This window comes from Erysipelothrix tonsillarum DSM 14972, from assembly GCF_000373785.1.
Taxonomy (GTDB): Bacteria; Bacillota_I; Bacilli_A; order Erysipelotrichales; family Erysipelotrichaceae; genus Erysipelothrix; species Erysipelothrix tonsillarum.
In genome coordinates this window covers 199,282-216,914 of the sequence record NZ_KB892380.1, presented here as the reverse complement: position 1 = coordinate 216,914, position 17,633 = coordinate 199,282, and the positions used below count along the sequence as shown (strand labels likewise).

Here is a 17,633-nt window from a genome sequence, read left to right as displayed (position 1 = left end):
ACAATTATAAGGGATATTGAGTGGAAGTGTAGGGGTCTTTTAAAATTTCTCGAAATATGTCATGATATAGGGGTAAACAAAGGGGGAAACTATGGGGTTAGTTTATGCTATGAGTGATATCAAGGATAAACGTCAGGGGGGCCATGATTGTACTTTTAATGGATACCTTGAAGATTATCTAAATATTGATAGTCCTCAATATAAAGAATTACTTGAACAGGTTTTTGAAATGGATGAATCCATGCGTGTTATGGAGAATGTCCGCGTCCATATTAATAAAGATTTAGTAGCAAATAAAATCATTCGCTATAAAGATGTCCATAAAATTCCGAGAGGTTATATTAAAGCACCGCTGATTTTATACAGTCAAGGTGATGAACGGGAATTTGCTTTAATACTTGTGGATCGTAATTACCTTGAAGCAAAAGGTATTTATTATTGCTTAACCGAACAAGGTGGATTACTTGGTGCATACCGTCACAATGTCTTAGTCTTACCAATTGAAGAAACGGAAATTATTCTCGAATTATTGAAGATTTTACCCAGTGATCGTCCAACGGTTATGTCACTCCAACGAGAGCAAGATCGTCGCCATTACAAAAATATTGATGCATTAATCGACCAAGCCATCGCAGTGGGACAAGAAAACATTTCATTTATAAATGAGAGTTTACGCACCGAACCGCAAGGGCGAGCAGATCGAATTCATCAAACGATTTCTTCTTGGTACTTATTGAAAAAAATGATGTATGTACATTACATGATGGATAAAGATACCCTCGCTAATAAAAACGAAGGGGATATCAAACGTCACCGACAATGTGCAAAAGAAAATTGTAATAAAATAGAATTTATACCATTTAGTGAACTTTGGAGGATATGATGAAACTAATTTCGTGGAATGTTAATGGTTTACGTGCCGTTATGAAAAAAGATTTTGAAGGAATTTTTGAAGCGATGGATACTGATGTACTTTGTCTTCAAGAAACCAAGATGCAAGCAGGTCAATTAGATTATGATCCTGAAGGCTATTATGCATACTACAATTATGCAGAAAAAAAAGGATATTCCGGCACCGCTGTCTATACTCGTGTAAAACCATTAAATGTTACCTACGGAATTCAGGAAGAAGAGCATAATACAGAAGGTCGTGTTATTACTTGTGAATATGAAAATTTCTTCCTTGTTTGTGTCTACACGCCGAATTCGCAACCTGAGTTGAAACGGGTTGAATACCGCATGAAGTGGGAAGACGATTTTAGAGAATATCTCAAAATGCTTGACGAAACAAAGCCGGTTGTATTGTGCGGTGACTTGAATGTTGCGCATAAAGAGATTGACTTAAAAAATCCATCAGCCAACCGTAAGAATCCGGGATTTAGTGATCAAGAACGTCAACAATTTACCAATCTATTGGATGCTGGCTTTGTCGACTCATTTCGGGAATTACATCCAAATGAAGTCGACCGCTATTCATGGTGGAGTTACCGTTTTAACGCTCGAAGTCGTAACGCAGGATGGAGAATTGATTACTTTGTCGTATCCGAACGTCTTAGAAATGCAATTGTCGATGCAGATATTCTCGACCAAGTGTTAGGGAGCGACCATTGTCCGGTTATGATTCAACTCGATATTTAAAAATTTCAAGCTTGGTGCTACAACACCAAGCTTTTTTACGTGAATTTTGTGAAAATTTAATGTTAATGATAAACGTTGTATATTTATAATCACCACCCTAATGTAAACGGTATCTTTAAAATGATTAAACTATATCGGTGTATTTCCATGACATTTGGTGATGATAATGGTATACTATCACGGTGTGTTGAAAGAAGTAGGAAAATTAATGACATTTAGAGAATTAGAATTAGAAGAAGAAATCGTAAGAGCAGTAACCGAGAAAGGTTATGAAGAGCCAACTGATATACAAATGAAAGCAATCCCAGTATTGCTTGGTAATCATGACTTATTAGCTCAATCTCAAACAGGTACAGGTAAAACTGCGGCGTTTGGGTTACCAATGCTAAGTTTGACTCAACCTGGAGATAAGAAACGAACAAATTCGTTAATCCTATGTCCTACACGTGAGTTATGTATGCAAGTGGCTGAAGAAATGAAAAGTTTCGCACAGTATAAACAAGGCGTTAAAGTCGCATGTGTATACGGTGGTAGCCCTATTGATAAACAAATTAGAGACCTTAAACGTGGTGCAGACATCGTAGTCGCAACACCGGGTCGTTTAATGGATCATATTCGACGTAAGACAATCCGTTTAGATGATTGCCGTCATATTGTCTTGGATGAAGCTGATGAAATGCTAAATATGGGATTCATTGAGGATATTGAAGAAATTTTTTCATTCCTTCCTGAAGAACGTCAATTCGCATTCTTCTCAGCAACAATGCCTAAGGAAATCGTTAAATTAAGCGAGAAATTTTTGGTTGAACCAGAAAGAATCACACTATCTCGTAACAATCTAACTGTTTCTCGTATTAAACAAATCTATTACACTGTTGAATCAAGAGATAAAGTTGATTTAACAATTCAATTATTACAGGTGCATAAATCAGGCGGAACAATGATATTCTGTAATACCAAAAAGATGGTTGATGAACTAACAACGCAATTGAACAAAGCGGGATTCCCTGCTTTAGGTTTACATGGTGACATGAAACAAGAAATGCGTTCAATGGTTATGGGCCGCTTTAAAAAAGGTATGGTTTCTGTGTTAATTGCAACAGATGTTGCAGCACGTGGAATCGATGTTGACAGTATGGATGTAGTTATTAACTACGATATACCTCAAGAATTAGAATATTATGTACACCGTATTGGACGTACAGGACGTGCAGGTAAAGAAGGTCTTGCGATCACTTTAGTTTCACGTAGACAACGTTATGCAGTCAAGCAAATCGAACGTTTATCAAACTCAACAATTGTTGAAACACCACTACCAACTAAGGAACAATTAAATGACTTAATGGTAGATCAACTTGCTCTTGAAATCCGTAAATGGAATGATCACGAACAAGGAAAACTCTTTAATATCGCGTATGAAGGTCTTCGTAATGAAAACTTTACGCAAGAAGAAATTATTGTTGCTTTCATTAATAAAATGATCAGCGAATCAAATTTAGAAGCAATCAAAGTTTCAAAACAAAAAGATGTTAAGAATAAAGGTGAAATATCACGTATTGGACTATCAGTTGGAGACCGTGATGGTATCTCTGCAGCGCATCTTGTAAGTGCAATCGCAACTGCAAGCGGCATTCGCGGAAAAGATATCGGACGTATCAAAATTGATGATAATGAAAGCTCTGTGGAAGTTCCTCGTGAATTTGCACAAGATATTATCAAAAAATTATCAGAAACAAAGATTAATGGTAAAGATGTGAATGTTACAATGGTTGATGAATTTGCACAACCAACACCTCGTGGTGGACGTAGCGGACGCGGAGGACGTGACTCACGTCGTGGTGGCAGCAATGATCGTCGCCGTGATGGTGGTCGTCGTGACGGAGGTCGCCGTGATGGTGGTCGTCGCGATGGCGCGAAACGTTCAACTGACCAAAGTCGTCGTAGCAACAAAGGATAGTAAGAAAGATGGGTTAGCCCATCTTTTTTTTGTGTAGCAGTCGCAAATAGATAGAATTATGCTATTATATCATTAGATTACTTAAGGAGGTCTTATGGAATATAAAGCACTCGTTCTCAATAAAAAGGAAGAAATCATTGTACCAGAAATACAAATACTCAATACTGAGGATATGGTGGGTGATGTTTTAATTAAGGTCTCTTATGCTAGTGTAAATTACAAAGATGGTTTAGCAACGCGCGCAGCATCACGTGTTGTTGGATCGTATCCTACGGTAGTAGGACTTGATTTTACTGGGACTGTCGTTGAGTCTCGGGTAGATCGCTTTCATATTGGCGATGAGGTCATTGTCACAAGCCATGATATTTTAAAATATCAATCAGGAGGATTTGCGGAATATGCGGCCGTCCCTGCAACAGAAGTGACGAAACTGCCTGAATCATTGAGTTTAAAAACCGCGGCGATTATCGGAACAGCAGGATATACAGCGGCATTATCGGTTTATCGTATGATGCAACAAACAAACCCCATTGAACGGAAACCTGTATTAGTATTGGGGGCAAGTGGTGGTGTTGGTTCGGTAGCTTGCGCAATTTTAGATCGCCTTGGATACCCTGTAACTGCAGTAAGTCGAAAAAAAGAGACTGCAAGCGATTATTTTAGAAATTTAAATGTTACGCATGTTATGCATCCAGATGAACTTGTTTCTGAACCGTTAAAACCATTGGCAGCTATGCAGTGGACCGCGGTTATTGATCCAATAGGTGGTAAATACATCTCCCACTTATTACCACATCTCAATTACGAAGGGGTTTATGTTCTTAGTGGCAATGCAGCCGGAGCTAAATTTGAGACGACGGTATTTCCATTTATTCTAAGAGGAATTCAAGTAATTGGTATTGATTCAGTGAATAATAACCTTAAAGATGTCTTGTGGGGGTTAATTGCAACAGATTATAAACCACGCAATATCCAGTTGTTATGTGATCGAGAAATTACTTTAGAATCGGTTCCGCAAGCATTAGAGGATATACTTAACGGGAAAATGATGGGACGAACCATTGTGAAACTATAAAAAATCGTATCTTGGAAACGTTTTATGTTCCTAAAGATACGATTTTTTTATTTTTTTTGTTTTAGTTTTCGTAGATTATTGGTTCTTTTAACTTTTTTTAATTGTTCATAGTTTGAAGCATAGGTTTTTTCAGCTGAATTTAGGTTTTGAGGCTGATAGAACTCTTTATTTTTAAGTTCATCCGGTAAGTATTGAATTTTGTGCCACAAATCACTGCGCTCATAGTCATACATATCTTGATCATCAATACCTACCGCATTCAGTCGGAGATATTGCGGCACTTGATGCGCTGTTTCGCGAACGGTTTGTAAGGCAGCGTCAATCCCATGCTCACCCGCTTTTGATTTTGGAGACAAGGCACATTCAATGACTACGACACTAAGTGGTAGTTTTGCTTCGGGAAAACCAATTCGTTTAGCGGCATCGATTGCCGTTACAACGCGAGCACATAAGGAAGGGTTTGCAAGTCCGATATCTTCATAAGCGATTGCAATTAAGCGTCGTTCAATGGAATCCATATCCCCAACGTGTATTAACTTCGCAAGATAATAAAGTGCAGCTTGCACATCACTCCCACGGATTGACTTCTGAAATGCACTCAGTGCATCATAATGGTTATCGCTGTCTTTATCCATTGAGATATTGACAGACAAACTTAATTTTTCGAGATGGTCTACGGTAATGACTGAATCCTTTGTGGACTGCGAAAGGAGGTCAAGCGCATTGAGGGCATACCGTGCATCACCATTACAACTTGAAGCAATTGATTCCAAGACATCCTCTTGGATTGTGCGCTCGTTTGAAAATGACGAAGACGCGCGTTTTAGTATTGAAACAATGTTGTTATAAGACAGCGGTTTAAATTCAAATAAATGTACTCGAGAACGAATCGCGGGATTAATCGAGAAATAAGGATTCGCCGTCGTGGCACCTATCATTGTAATTAATCCACTTTCGACATGAGGCAACAAGATATCTTGTTTATCTTTATTTAATCGGTGTACTTCGTCAATAATAACAACGAGACCGCTGCTCATTTCTGCTTCTAAAAACAAAGCATCGAGTTTCTTTTTATTATCGGTTACCGCATTGAAAAGACGATACGGTCTCTTTAGAGAATTCGCAATCGCCATCGCGGTGGTTGTTTTCCCTGTTCCGGGAGGGCCAAAGAAAATCATGGAATGTAGATTTCCGCTTTCCACGACATTGCGTAAGATTTGATTATCGCCCAATAAATGTTCTTGTCCGATGATGTCGTCAATCGTTTCAGGACGCACTCGGAATGCTAATGGTTTGTTCATAAAATCACCCTATATATTGTATCATGTTTACGGTAGAATAGAGATGAGGTGATTTCATGAAAGTAGTAATACAAAAAGTTAAGGACGCAAAAGTCATTGTTGACGAAGAGATTGTTGGCCAAGTAGAGCACGGATACATGCTCTTAGTAGGGATTGAAGATGGGGATACGGCAGCAGATATTAAAAAAGCATCGGACAAAATAGCTGCAATTCGACTCTTTGACGATGAAAACGGAAAAATTAATCGAAGCATTCAAGACGTTGGTGGTGCAATTCTATCAATTTCGCAATTTACACTTGCAGCAGATTGTCGTAAAGGGAATCGACCAAGTTTTATTAACACCATGGAACCCGTGATGGCCAATACGCTGTTTGAGTCTTTTAATACAGGTTTACGAAATCATGGAATCCATGTTGAAACAGGTATATTTCAAACGCATATGAATGTTATATTGGATAATGATGGCCCAATTACCATCGTGTTGAATATTAAAGATGGTAAGGTAATTTAAGGTGTGGTATTATAAAAGACGTTAATTGGAGATGATAACATGACAACGATACTTGATGGACTGGCAGTTTCAAAAGCCATTCGTGCTTCACTAAAAGTGGAAACGGAAGGTCTTTTAGACCGTGGAAAACGCGCACCATCACTGACTGTGGTGATTGTGGGTAATGATCCGGCGTCTCAAACTTATGTAAACTCAAAAGTAAAACAATGTAAATCGGTTGGCTTCACATCCAATGCGATTGCATGTGAAGCAGAAATAACCCAGGAAGCATTGTTGGATATCATTGATAACTTGAATCAAGATCAAGATGTTGATGGTATTCTTGTGCAGTTGCCGTTGCCTCAACATATTGATGAAGATGTTATTATAGAATCGATCGATCCATGCAAAGATGTTGATGGATTGCATCCCCTCAATGTGGGTTATTTGGAGTTAAATAAGCCCCGGTTTGTTTCGTGCACACCTAAAGGAATTATGCGTTTATTAGATTGGTATGATATAGCAATTGAAGGAAAACGCGCTTTAGTGATTGGTCGAAGTCGCTTAGTGGGGAATCCTGTAGCGACGCTTCTGACTCAAAGTAATGCGACGGTCACATTAGCGCATTCAAAAACAAAAAACTTAGAGGAACTTGTGCGAAGTAATGATATAATTGTAGTTGCTATGGGAAAACCTGAGGCGATACCTGCCTCCTGGATTACCAAGAAACATGTTTTAATAGATGTAGGCATTCATCGAGTTGATGGTAGATTAATTGGCGATGTTGATCATAACGCTTATGAAATTGCTGCATATGCAACACCGGTTCCTAAGGGTGTTGGTCCGATGACAATTGCGAGTCTACTTGAAAATACGATGATTGCATATAAACTCAAGGAGTGTCAGCATGATTGATAAAGTATATGGTTTAGGCGATATTGTGCAAATGAAAAAAGATCATCCATGCAAAAAGTCCCAGTACTTTAAAATTACACGTATGGGTGCAGATATAAAGATTAAATGTGAAGGGTGTGGCTCTGTTATTATGCTTACCCGTCAAAATTTTGAAAAAAAATTAAAAAAAGTAATTGAAAGAAACGAGGAATTATAGATGGCATTAACAGCAGGCATTGTTGGATTACCAAATGTTGGGAAATCCACATTATTTAACGCAATCACGAAGTCACAAGTTGAGGCAGCAAACTATCCTTTTGCGACGATTGCACCAAACGTAGGAGTGGTAAAAGTCAATGACCCACGCTTGGATACAATCCAAAAACATATTGAATCAAAGAAAATTATTCCTACAACATTTGAATTTACAGATATTGCAGGTCTTGTAAAAGGGGCTTCTAAAGGGGAAGGATTGGGAAACCAATTTCTTTCAAACATTCGTGAAGTGGATGCGATTGTCCACGTTGTACGTTGCTTTGCCAACTCTGATATTGTTCATGAACATGGCGTAGTCGGAGATCCTATCTCAGACATTGAAATTATTGAAATTGAATTGATGCTAGCCGATCTTCAAAGTGTTGAAAATCGTATATCACGTGTCGGTCGTAAGGCAAAATCAAATGATAAAGAAGCAATGGCAGAGATGAAGTTATTGGATCGCGCAAAAGAAACACTTGAAAACAACCGTCCATTAAGTGATTTAAGTTTGTCTGAAGATGACTTAAAACTTGCTCGTACATTCCATTTCCTTACAATTAAACCTGTAATCTATGTCGCAAATATTGATGAAGATAGTTTGATGGATATTGATAGCAATGAGATGTATCAAAAAGTTAAAGCTTATGCAGAAGCGCGTTCATGCCGTGTGATTCCGGTTTGTGCTAAGGTTGAAGAAGACTTGTCGAGTCTTGAAGATGACGAAAAAGAAGCATTTCTTGCTGATTTAGGTGTTCATGAAAGTGGATTGGACGTTCTTGTCCGAAACAGTTACGAAATCTTAAATCTACGTACGTTCTTTACTGCTGGACCTCAAGAAATTCGTGCATGGACCTTTGTAAATGGTATGAAAGCACCTCAATGTGCAGGCGTAATTCATACTGATTTTGAAAAAGGATTCATTCGATCAGAAACTTATAATGTTGTTGACCTTGTTGAGTACGGTAGCGAACAAGCGATTAAAGAAGCCGGAAAGATGCGTTCTGAAGGAAAAGAATACGTCATGAAAGATGGCGATATTGTTCACTTTAGATTTAATAATTAAATAAAACATAAAACCCCACACAAAAGTGGGGTTTTATGTTAATAAATAATCACATCGCAATAAAATTTATATGTTATAATGAAACCAAGGTAAGAGGAGGGAATCTTATGAAATTAGTATTAGCTATCGTATCAAACGATGACAGTTCAGTAGTATCAAATGCTTTAAATAAAGAAAACTACCAAGTAACGCGTCTTGCTACAACAGGTGGATTTTTACGCGCAGGAAACACAACATTGATTATTGGTGTTGATGATGAGCGTGTGGAAGGTTGTTTAGAAATCATTGGTAATGAATGTAGTAAACGTACTGAAGTAGTACCATCTACAGCTTCATATGATATCGGACGTTATGCATCCTTCCCAGTTGAAGTTCAAGTTGGAGGCGCAACCGTCTTTGTAATAGATGTTGAACAATTCCATAAATTATAAAAAAAAGAACCTACGTTCTTTTTTTTTTTAGATTATTTCAAAATATTCAGGCCAACGATATTCGCGAATGGGCATTGGGCGATTGTTATCAAAATAAAGTACTAAAGCAGGTTTGATTCCATTCCAATTGTCCACAATTTCAAAATGTGTGAGGTGTCCTTCGGCAATGAGTTGTTTAGCTTTAGCGTGGTAGTTAAAATAGGCCATCAATTTCCCTTCTTCCTTAAATTATTTTATAATATGGATATCTTAACACAGAAGGAAACGAGGTTTCTATGTACAAACCCATTCAATGTCCTCATATTCTCAATCAAATGTTCAATGAAATTTTTGATTATCAAGAATCTTTTATTCCTGAACTAGGAGATTTTGTTATCTGTATGTGGTCAATTCAAGGGAGAAATCCTGAACAACATAATGAGGTGGAAAATATCATTCTTCCCGATGGTTGTATCGATTTAATTCTATCTGTAACGGATCATACTGTTGGGTTTTCGGGAATGAGCAATACGAATTTTAATTTTGTTGATCGCAGTGAAGATATATATGTAGGCTTTCGTATGAAGCCTGGTGCTTTTCATGCGCTTTTTGGATTACCTGCGTATCGAGCGATGGATCAATATTTAAACATTCAAGATGTTGATCCAAATTTTAAAATTAATTATGACCAAAGTTTGGAATCGCTACAGGACCAAATGATTCAATATTTGATTCAGTACATCAAAAATAAGAAACCGACACCATTGATGGCTCTTTTTGATGAAATGTGGAAAGATGCATTAATCTTAAATGTTCAGGATTTAGCTTCAAAATATGGATACAGTGAACGACAAATGCAACGTCATTTTAAAAATGCTTTTGCCTTAAATCCAAAGATGATAATCAATATTATTCGTTTTCAAAAAAGTCTTTATGCAATTATTTATCAAAATAAAACATTCACTGAAATTGCTTTGCTTTTTGGATATTATGATCAGGCCCATTTCAATAACGAGATTAAAAAGAATATGGGCATAACACCTCGAGAACTATTGATGCGTTATAACATGACGGATATTTCCAATAAGCTGTCTGAGGATTAAACGATAATATAAATAGAGGTGATTTGATGATTGAACAATTTACACCAAATTTAATGGTGAGTAATGTGAAAGCGAGTATCTCGTTTTACCAAGAAATTTTGAACTGTGATGTTTATGATTTTGTGGAAGTTGAGGGAATCTACACTTTCGCAATTCTAGGCTGTGATGGCTTTACACTCATGTTAGAAGAAAAAGAAACCCTCATCGAGGAATATCCTAGTCTAGAAACGAAAACGATTAAGCCAAGCTTAACGCTTTTTATAAAAGTTACGGATGTTTTGTCAGAATATGAACGTTTAAAGAGTCACACAAATTTAGTGAAACCGTTAAACACAACGTTTTATGGTACGCAAGAATTTGCACTTTTAGATCCTGATGGTGTTGTGCTGACATTTGCGGGTGCCGCATTATGATGCCGGCTGAAATTAAAACAATTTGTCTTGAAAACAAAGGGACTGAGTATGATTATAAAGAAGCGTGGCAGTCTGAACGAGCGCTAGTTGGGTCAAAGATGTATTTGATGATGGGAACCAATAAAGCGGGTAATCCTATTGTTACATTAAAAGTAGAACCAAGTGAAGGTGCACGATATCGGGAACTCTTTCCTAATGTTGTTTTGGAAGGCTACTACATGAATAAAGTTCATTGGATTTCAATTCGACTTGATTGCGAATTTGATGACATGCTTTTGAAAAAATTAATTATCGATGCTTATCAATTAGTCTTACAAAAGCTACCAAAAAAAATCCAAGCAGAAATACTCGCATAAAAAAAACGTTCGTAAAGAACGTTTTATTTTTGATAATAACGACGATGGTCACGAATTGATTCGAGGGCAAATCCGTCAGAATCACGTGATAAAATCTGATGAGTTCCATCTGTTACCAGTTTAGCCTTAAATTGCTCTTCATATTCTGGAATTGATAGTTGTTTACGTTCGTCCAATTCCTTTTGGTGGGTCATCAAAAGGGCATCTTTATAGTTGGGCTGAAGAACGCCAGAGAAAAATTCACCAACAGCACCCGATCCGTAACTGTAAAGACCAATACGGTCACCCGCGTTTAAATCACCGTTTTCAAGAAGACTGAGTAAGCTTAAATATAATGAACCTGTATAAATGTTTCCTACTTGGCGATTATATTTCGTACTAATTTTGAAGTTTTCAAATAACGTGGCATGATCTGTTTCGTTAGCAATTAGTTTTAGGGATTTTAAACCGAGTTTTGTATAAGGGATATGGAAACAAAGGGCTTTAAAGTCTGTTAAGGTACGTTTTGTTTTCATAAGGTAATTTTCATAAACGGTTGTAAAGAGACGTTGATATTGTTCATTGGAATACTTACCATCCACAAAAGCAACATCGCTGTAGTTTGGACGCCAGAAATCCCAAATATCATCTGAAAAGTACGAAGCATCTTCCTCTAAAGTCATTATCCGAGGATTTGCACTGATTAACATTGCGACAGAACCAACACCTTGTGTTGCTTCACCTCCAGTATTTAAACCATAACGTGAAATATCGCTCGCGATGACAAGCGCTTTTTTACCAGGGTTTAAAGCAATATGTCCTTTTGCCAGTTGGATTCCTGCAGTTGCACCATAACAAGCCTGTTTTAGTTCAACACAGCGTGCAAAGGGATTGATCCCAAGCAAAGTATGAATCGAGGTTGCTCCTGCTTTTGAGTGATCAATGCCAGATTCGGTTGCTAAGATTACGAGATCAATAATATCTTTATCCGATTCGCTTAAAATCTTTGCGGCGGCATTTGCACCCAGCGTGACGGTATCTTGGGATAGGGGACACACGGATTGCTTATCTTGTCCAAGTCCAAGGGTATATTTATTGGGGTCGATACCACGCGCATGCGCGAGATCAACCATATCAATATACGTTGAAGGGGCATAAAACCCAATTTTATCAAGTCCAATTTCCATGGAATTTCTCCTTTTTCAATATGCTTTAATTATAATAGTGTCCTGACGAATAAGCAAAAATTATGTGTTATTCAAAAGAATTTCACACGAAGTAAGTCTTTTTGAGCATAAACTTATGGTATCTTGTGTGAAAATGCGCTCTTTTTCATCTCAAATGGTAAACTATGTTTCGAGATAGAGATAGGCGTTACAGAAAATGTTGTGTTTATATATTGTAAACGGTATAATTGTCTAGCCGACATTTTAGAAGGAGTGATTTTTTGCGAGACGTAGTTATAGTCAGTGCTGCGCGCACTGCGATAGGTAAATTCGGGGGAAGCTTCTTGAAAACTTCAGCGGTTGAACTAGGAACTGCAGTTATTAAAGAAGCAATTCATCGTGCAAAGATTTCGCCGGAAGATGTTGAATACGTAGTAATGGGAAATGTCATCCAAACAGGATTAGGACAAAACCCAGCGCGTCAAGCATCGGTGTTTTCTGGAGTTCCATATACAACACCTGCCATGACCATTAATGAGATGTGTGGTTCCGGGATGAAGTCTATTCATCTAGGGATGCAATCCATTATGCTCGGTGAGAAGGATGTTGTGGTTGTGGGTGGTTTTGAAAACATGTCCCAAGCGCCACATATAATCAAAAATGGCCGTTTTGGTTCGAAATTTCAAAATCTAGTAACAGAAGATACAATCCAAAAAGATGGTTTTATTGACGCATTTACCAATGAATTGATGGGGGTAACAGCAGAAAATGTTGCCGAACAATTCAAAATATCACGTGAAGATCAAGATGCATTTGCACTTGAATCGCAACTGCGTGCCACACGAGCGTTGGAAGCCGGACTTTTTAAAGATGAAATTGTGCCTGTGAATAACGGCCGTGAGATCATTGATACGGACGAATTTATTCGAACTAATTCGACCATTGAAGGATTACAACGATTAAAACCAAGTTTTAAATTGGATGGAAGTGTGACGGCAGGGAATACATCAGGGGTTAATGATGGTGCTGCTGCACTTGTATTGATGAGTCGTGAAAAAGCAGAAGCTTTAGATGTAGAGATAATAGCTACGATCAAGGGCTTTTCTGAAGTAGGAATTGATCCATCTATTATGGGTTATGCACCTTACTATGCAGTGAAGACATTAGCAGAAAAAACAAATACCGACTTAGAGACTGTGGATCGTTTTGAGTTGAACGAAGCATTTGCATCTCAATCTTTGGCTGTTTGTCGTGATTTAAACTTAGACTTAAACAAAGTGAATGTTAATGGAGGGGCAATCTCGATCGGTCACCCAATTGGAGCATCAGGTGCTCGCATTATGGTCACTTTAATTTATGAATTAATCCATTCTAATACCAAACGAGGCATTGCTTCATTATGTATTGGTGGCGGCATGGGTGTCGCAATGATGATTGAACGTGAAGAACCTACTCAGTAGGTTCTTTTTTTTATGATAGATTGCAAGATATTTGTATTGGTTTTTTAGGGTTTTATGAGATTGTTAACCATTTAATCCTTGACATATCCATGCTATAATAGTATGGAATTTGGAAAGAGGTACTAAAAATGAAAAAAGTTAGAGTAAGATATGCACCAAGTCCAACCGGATTTCTTCATATCGGTAACGCACGTACAGCGTTATTTGATTATTTAGTTGCAAAACACCACGGCGGTGATTTTGTACTTCGTATTGAGGATACGGACATTGAACGCAATGTTGAGGGCGGTGAAGAATCACAACTTTATTACTTAAACTGGTTAGGGATTGTTCCAGATGAGTCTCCAGATAAACCAAAACCTGAATACGCTCCCTACCGTCAAATGGAACGTTTAGATATTTATAATGAGTATGTAGAAAAATTATTAGCAAGTGGCGATGCTTACAAATGTTACTGTACAACTGAAGAACTCGACGAAGATTATAAACGTCAAGTTGCAGCAGGACATCAATCAACACGTTACAGTCGCACATGTCTTCACCTAGATGAAGAAACTAAAAACCGTTATGAAGCAGAGGGACGTCCTTACTCTGTACGTTTACGTGTGCCAACGGATGCAACCTATACCTTTAATGATATGGTTCGTGGAGAAATCTCATTTGAATCCAAAGATATTGGTGATTGGGTCATCGTTAAATCAAATGGTATTCCAACCTATAATTTTGCCGTTGTAGTGGATGACCATCTTATGGAAATATCACACGTATTCCGTGGTGAAGAACATATTTCAAATACACCAAAACAAATGATGCTTTATGAAATGTTTGGCTGGGATGTTCCGTTATTTGGTCACATGACTTTAATTGTGAATGAAAACGGCAAGAAATTATCCAAACGCGATAATTCGGTTATGCAATATATCAGTCAATATAAAGATCAAGGGTATTTGCCTGAAGCAATGTTTAACTTTATGGCACTTCTTGGATGGTCACCAAAGGGTGAAAAAGAGCTCTTTACACATGATGAATTGATTGCGGAATTCAGTGAAGAACGTTTATCGAAAGCACCATCAATGTTTGATGTTACAAAATTAACATGGATGAACCACCAATACTTAAAAGAAAAAGAAGACGAAGCGTGGCTTGCATTTGTAAGACCATTCGCGGAAGCAGCACATGATTTATCCAATAAAGATGAAACATGGATTAAAAAATGTCTCTTACTCTTCAAAGAACAATTACAATATGGTGCAGAAATCGGATCACTCATTGAACCGTATTTTGTAGAACCAACACTCACAGATTCGGAAAAAGAAGTATTAGAATGGGAAACAACACCAGTTGTTGCAAAAGCATTCCTCAACAATTTACCTGAATCATGGGATGTGGATTCACTTAAAGAAGCATTTAATGCTGCTAAGGCTGAATCGGGACTTAAAGGAAAACCATTGTTTATGGGACTACGAGTAAGTGCTACACACCAAACTCACGGACCAGACTTAATGAGTGCGTTATATCTTTTAGGCCGTGACGTTGTTGAAAAACGATTGAATGAATACATCAATCAACTTTAAACCTACTTCCGAGCACAAGGTCTTGCGAGACCCTGTGCATGGATACATTCATGTACATCATCAAGTGATTTGGGATCTGATTAACGCACCAGAATTCCAAAGACTCCGTCGAATTCATCAACTTGGTGGGACCAACCAAGTCTATCATGGGGCAGAACACTCGCGATTTTCCCATTCTGTAGGGGTTTACGAAGTTGTTCGTCTAATGGTTGAAAATGTGAACGGGTTATCCGACTCATTGAATGATTTGGAGTATGTCGCATTATTATGCGCTGGATTACTTCATGATGTTGGTCATGGTCCTTTTTCCCACGCTTTTGAATCGGTAACGTCGGTTAACCACGAAATGTTTACGGATCGAATTATTTTAGAAACAACCGAAATCAATCGGGTATTAAAGGATGCTCACCCAAGTTTACCCCAAATGGTTGCAGATATTATTGCCCACCGTCATCCTCGTAAACTGTTGACTCAAATTATTTCCAGTCAGTTGGATGCGGACCGGATGGATTATCTATTACGAGATTCCTATTTCACAGGTGTAAGTTATGGTGAGTTTGACTTGTCACGTATTTTACGAACCCTTACTGTATTAGGAGACAAAATCGTTGTGAAAGAAAGCGGTATTCATGCTGTTGAAGATTACATCATGGCTCGCTATCAAATGTATTGGCAAGTTTATTTGCATCCAACCTCACGGAGTTTTGAAATGATTTTGTTTGCTATTTTTGAACGCATGAAAGATTTAGTACATGAAGGTTCAGAATTAGGCGATGAACTCTCATTTTTCAAACCCTTCGTGACAGAGGGACAAATCAGCACGCAAGAGCATTTTGAATTGGATGAATCGACGTGCTATGCAGGATTTATGTCCCTTACAAAATCGAAAGATCCAATTTTAAAAGACCTCGCGTTACGTCTTTTAAATCGAAAACTCTTTAAATATGAAGATTTAGAATCGCTTGCGCAAGTTGATGCGATTAAAGCACGCGTTGCACAAGCCGGTTATGATGACCGTTACTATGTTATTTGTGATCAACAGTCGCAAATTCTTTATTCACCTTATGTGGAGAATGGAGAAGAGGGACTTTGGGTTGCATTAAAAGATGGTAGCCTCGTAGAATTAACCAGCGCATCCTCCATCGTTCGGGGATTTGCAGCCGGTGAAAATAAAAAGGACGAAAAGATTTTCTACCCTGAGGAGGTATAATCATGAAGAAACAAACTTATATTGATATTCGTGAGAAGGTCATGAATGAATTGCCCGAAAAGACAGTTACGTTTTTATTCAGCGGATGCGGCGTTCGTCGTTCAGCAGATGCCGAATATCCTTTCTCAGCGAATCGAAACTTTTATTATGTAACAGGTATTGAAGAACCAGAAGCTGTTGTTGTGTTTGAAAAAGACAAGAACCATGAAATTCTTTTCTTAAGAGAAATCGACCCTAATATGGAAAAATGGGTCGGTTACTTTATGACAAAAGGAGAAGCTCAAGCGATATCAGGAATTGAAGATGTACGATACTTTAACGAATTTGATGCTTATGTCACATCCATTTTAGATTCAGGATTAACAATTGGTGTTGATATGGATCATGACACAATTGGTGATGTCGAGCATTCATCAGGATTAGTCTTTGCGGATGCAGTCGGTGAAGAAAATGTTGTTGATGTATTTGATTGTCTTGTGCGTTGTCGACAAGTTAAACATCCAGAAGAGGTTGAAGCGATTCGCCATGCCATTGATGTGACCGATCACGCGATTAAAGCAATGCTTGAAGAGATGAAACCAGGTGGCAACGAAAACTTTATGGCTTCCCGTTTCTTATATGAAGGCAATAAAGCATTTGGAGACTTAATGTTTGATACGATTTGTGCGTCCGGTAAAAATGCAACCGTCCTTCATTATATTTCAAACAATCAACCACTTAACGATAATGAACTTGTTTTATTAGACTTAGGGATTCGTGTTAATGGATATGGAGCGGATATTTCCCGTACGTTCCCAATTAACGGAACTTTTACACCGCGTCAAAAAGAAGTATATCAAGAAGTTTTAAATACATTCCATGCAATTAATGCAGCGGTACGTCCAGGAATTTCAATCATGGAGCTCAATGATATTGCGAAAGAAACATTGGGACAATCATGTATTAAATTAGGTCTTATTGATAATGTAGAAGAAGTGAGTCGTTATTACTATCATAGTATTGGACACTCATTGGGACTTGATACGCATGATGTTTGGGTTGATCGAACTCAGCCGTTAGTACCAGGTAACGTTATTACCAATGAACCGGGTCTCTATATTGCGGAAGAAGGAATCGGAATTCGTATTGAAACTGACCTTCTTGTAACCGAAACAGGATGTGAAGATTTAGGTCCACAGATTATGCGAGAAGTGAGTGAAATTGAGGCCTATCTTGTGAAGTAATGTGAATGTAAAATGAAAGTGTGCGTATTCAAGCACACTTTTTTACTTTATGTAATAAACTT

The 17,633-nt window shown here is 37.9% G+C and carries 19 protein-coding genes; 16 read left to right on the top strand and 3 right to left on the bottom strand.

The genetic code is table 11. From position 1 onward, the window contains the following. The first annotated feature begins 91 nt into the window (after positions 1-91). The 4 genes from B096_RS10200 to B096_RS0108730 all read left to right on the top strand — a co-directional run bounded on the left by B096_RS10200 (position 92) and on the right by B096_RS0108730 (position 4,670). Positions 92-883, top strand: a complete 792-nt coding sequence (locus B096_RS10200; RefSeq protein WP_018580353.1) for a hypothetical protein — start codon at positions 92-94, stop codon at positions 881-883. Then, entirely contained in the window at positions 883-1,638 is a 756-nt protein-coding gene (locus B096_RS0108740; RefSeq protein ID WP_018580352.1) for an exodeoxyribonuclease III, read from the top strand. The genes B096_RS10200 and B096_RS0108740 overlap by 1 nt, the downstream gene beginning before the upstream one ends. 166 nt (positions 1,639-1,804) lie before the next feature. Next, positions 1,805-3,595, top strand: a complete 1,791-nt coding sequence (locus tag B096_RS0108735) for a DEAD/DEAH box helicase (RefSeq protein ID WP_018580351.1) — start codon at positions 1,805-1,807, stop codon at positions 3,593-3,595. 94 nt (positions 3,596-3,689) lie between these two features. After that, positions 3,690-4,670, top strand: a complete 981-nt coding sequence (locus tag B096_RS0108730) for a YhdH/YhfP family quinone oxidoreductase (protein ID WP_018580350.1) — start codon at positions 3,690-3,692, stop codon at positions 4,668-4,670. A 47-nt stretch (positions 4,671-4,717) separates the two neighbouring features. Here the strand turns inward: B096_RS0108730 and B096_RS0108725 are convergent, their stop codons facing one another. Next, positions 4,718-5,971 carry a replication-associated recombination protein A gene (locus B096_RS0108725; protein WP_018580349.1) on the bottom strand — a complete coding sequence of 418 codons (1,254 nt, stop codon included), beginning with the start codon at positions 5,969-5,971 and terminating at the stop codon, positions 4,718-4,720. A 56-nt stretch (positions 5,972-6,027) separates the two neighbouring features. On the opposite strand from B096_RS0108725, the gene dtd reads away from it, so the two are divergent. The 5 genes from dtd to B096_RS0108700 all read left to right on the top strand — a co-directional run bounded on the left by dtd (position 6,028) and on the right by B096_RS0108700 (position 9,108). After that, the gene (gene dtd, locus B096_RS0108720; RefSeq protein WP_018580348.1) at positions 6,028-6,483 is read left to right on the top strand and encodes a D-aminoacyl-tRNA deacylase; all 456 of its coding nucleotides are present in this window, start codon (positions 6,028-6,030) and stop codon (positions 6,481-6,483) included. 39 nt (positions 6,484-6,522) lie between these two features. Continuing rightward, positions 6,523-7,377 (top strand): bifunctional 5,10-methylenetetrahydrofolate dehydrogenase/5,10-methenyltetrahydrofolate cyclohydrolase, encoded by an 855-nt coding sequence (locus B096_RS0108715; RefSeq protein WP_018580347.1) that lies wholly within the window; start codon positions 6,523-6,525, stop codon positions 7,375-7,377. After that, the gene (locus B096_RS0108710; RefSeq protein WP_018580346.1) at positions 7,370-7,573 is read left to right on the top strand and encodes a DUF951 domain-containing protein; all 204 of its coding nucleotides are present in this window, start codon (positions 7,370-7,372) and stop codon (positions 7,571-7,573) included. The genes B096_RS0108715 and B096_RS0108710 overlap by 8 nt, the downstream gene beginning before the upstream one ends. Continuing rightward, entirely contained in the window at positions 7,574-8,677 is a 1,104-nt protein-coding gene (gene ychF, locus B096_RS0108705) for a redox-regulated ATPase YchF (protein ID WP_018580345.1), read from the top strand. A 107-nt stretch (positions 8,678-8,784) separates the two neighbouring features. Further along, positions 8,785-9,108, top strand: a complete 324-nt coding sequence (locus B096_RS0108700) for a cyclic-di-AMP receptor (RefSeq protein WP_018580344.1) — start codon at positions 8,785-8,787, stop codon at positions 9,106-9,108. Positions 9,109-9,135: 27 nt separating this feature from the next. Here the strand turns inward: B096_RS0108700 and B096_RS0108695 are convergent, their stop codons facing one another. Further along, entirely contained in the window at positions 9,136-9,315 is a 180-nt protein-coding gene (locus B096_RS0108695) for a hypothetical protein (protein WP_018580343.1), read from the bottom strand. 68 nt (positions 9,316-9,383) lie between these two features. On the opposite strand from B096_RS0108695, the gene B096_RS09705 reads away from it, so the two are divergent. The 3 genes from B096_RS09705 to B096_RS0108680 are packed head-to-tail and all read left to right on the top strand — an operon-like array spanning position 9,384 to position 10,959. Beyond that, entirely contained in the window at positions 9,384-10,190 is an 807-nt protein-coding gene (locus B096_RS09705) for a helix-turn-helix domain-containing protein (protein ID WP_018580342.1), read from the top strand. 26 nt (positions 10,191-10,216) lie between these two features. Continuing rightward, positions 10,217-10,603: a VOC family protein gene (locus B096_RS0108685; RefSeq protein WP_018580341.1), complete on the top strand. Its 387-nt coding sequence runs from the start codon at positions 10,217-10,219 to the stop codon at positions 10,601-10,603. After that, positions 10,600-10,959 carry an MmcQ/YjbR family DNA-binding protein gene (locus tag B096_RS0108680; RefSeq protein WP_018580340.1) on the top strand — a complete coding sequence of 120 codons (360 nt, stop codon included), beginning with the start codon at positions 10,600-10,602 and terminating at the stop codon, positions 10,957-10,959. Before B096_RS0108685 ends, B096_RS0108680 begins: the two co-directional genes overlap by 4 nt. Positions 10,960-10,982: 23 nt before the next feature. On the opposite strand, the gene B096_RS0108675 is transcribed toward B096_RS0108680, so the two are convergent. After that, the gene (locus tag B096_RS0108675; protein ID WP_018580339.1) at positions 10,983-12,125 is read right to left on the bottom strand and encodes a hydroxymethylglutaryl-CoA synthase; all 1,143 of its coding nucleotides are present in this window, start codon (positions 12,123-12,125) and stop codon (positions 10,983-10,985) included. A gap of 260 nt (positions 12,126-12,385) precedes the next feature. On the opposite strand from B096_RS0108675, the gene B096_RS0108670 reads away from it, so the two are divergent. From B096_RS0108670 to B096_RS0108655, 4 genes are all read left to right on the top strand, one after another. After that, on the top strand, positions 12,386-13,564 hold the full coding sequence (locus B096_RS0108670) for an acetyl-CoA C-acetyltransferase (protein ID WP_018580338.1): 1,179 nt from the start codon (positions 12,386-12,388) through the stop codon (positions 13,562-13,564). Positions 13,565-13,692: 128 nt separating this feature from the next. Further along, positions 13,693-15,138, top strand: a complete 1,446-nt coding sequence (gene gltX / locus B096_RS0108665) for a glutamate--tRNA ligase (protein WP_018580337.1) — start codon at positions 13,693-13,695, stop codon at positions 15,136-15,138. Beyond that, positions 15,116-16,348 carry an HD domain-containing protein gene (locus B096_RS0108660; protein WP_018580336.1) on the top strand — a complete coding sequence of 411 codons (1,233 nt, stop codon included), beginning with the start codon at positions 15,116-15,118 and terminating at the stop codon, positions 16,346-16,348. The genes gltX and B096_RS0108660 overlap by 23 nt, the downstream gene beginning before the upstream one ends. Before the next feature lie 2 nt (positions 16,349-16,350). Then, entirely contained in the window at positions 16,351-17,571 is a 1,221-nt protein-coding gene (locus B096_RS0108655; RefSeq protein WP_018580335.1) for an aminopeptidase P family protein, read from the top strand. The last annotated feature ends 62 nt before the right edge of the window (positions 17,572-17,633 follow it).

Bases quoted from the DNA above. Each gene is read 5' to 3' on its own strand.
- B096_RS0108675 (WP_018580339.1), bottom strand. From the start codon at position 12,125: ATGGAAATTGGACTTGATAAAATTGGGTTTTATGCCCCTTCAACGTAT.
- B096_RS0108685 (WP_018580341.1), top strand. From the start codon at position 10,217: ATGATTGAACAATTTACACCAAATTTAATGGTGAGTAATGTGAAAGCG.
- B096_RS09705 (WP_018580342.1), top strand. From the start codon at position 9,384: ATGTACAAACCCATTCAATGTCCTCATATTCTCAATCAAATGTTCAAT.
- B096_RS0108715 (WP_018580347.1), top strand. From the start codon at position 6,523: ATGACAACGATACTTGATGGACTGGCAGTTTCAAAAGCCATTCGTGCT.
- B096_RS10200 (WP_018580353.1), top strand. From the start codon at position 92: ATGGGGTTAGTTTATGCTATGAGTGATATCAAGGATAAACGTCAGGGG.
- gltX (WP_018580337.1), top strand. From the start codon at position 13,693: ATGAAAAAAGTTAGAGTAAGATATGCACCAAGTCCAACCGGATTTCTT.
- B096_RS0108700 (WP_018580344.1), top strand. From the start codon at position 8,785: ATGAAATTAGTATTAGCTATCGTATCAAACGATGACAGTTCAGTAGTA.
- B096_RS0108660 (WP_018580336.1), top strand. From the start codon at position 15,116: ATGAATACATCAATCAACTTTAAACCTACTTCCGAGCACAAGGTCTTG.
- B096_RS0108680 (WP_018580340.1), top strand. From the start codon at position 10,600: ATGATGCCGGCTGAAATTAAAACAATTTGTCTTGAAAACAAAGGGACT.
- B096_RS0108725 (WP_018580349.1), bottom strand. From the start codon at position 5,971: ATGAACAAACCATTAGCATTCCGAGTGCGTCCTGAAACGATTGACGAC.
- B096_RS0108735 (WP_018580351.1), top strand. From the start codon at position 1,805: ATGGTATACTATCACGGTGTGTTGAAAGAAGTAGGAAAATTAATGACA.
- B096_RS0108695 (WP_018580343.1), bottom strand. From the start codon at position 9,315: ATGGCCTATTTTAACTACCACGCTAAAGCTAAACAACTCATTGCCGAA.
- B096_RS0108740 (WP_018580352.1), top strand. From the start codon at position 883: ATGAAACTAATTTCGTGGAATGTTAATGGTTTACGTGCCGTTATGAAA.
- dtd (WP_018580348.1), top strand. From the start codon at position 6,028: ATGAAAGTAGTAATACAAAAAGTTAAGGACGCAAAAGTCATTGTTGAC.
- B096_RS0108730 (WP_018580350.1), top strand. From the start codon at position 3,690: ATGGAATATAAAGCACTCGTTCTCAATAAAAAGGAAGAAATCATTGTA.
- B096_RS0108710 (WP_018580346.1), top strand. From the start codon at position 7,370: ATGATTGATAAAGTATATGGTTTAGGCGATATTGTGCAAATGAAAAAA.
- B096_RS0108655 (WP_018580335.1), top strand. From the start codon at position 16,351: ATGAAGAAACAAACTTATATTGATATTCGTGAGAAGGTCATGAATGAA.
- ychF (WP_018580345.1), top strand. From the start codon at position 7,574: ATGGCATTAACAGCAGGCATTGTTGGATTACCAAATGTTGGGAAATCC.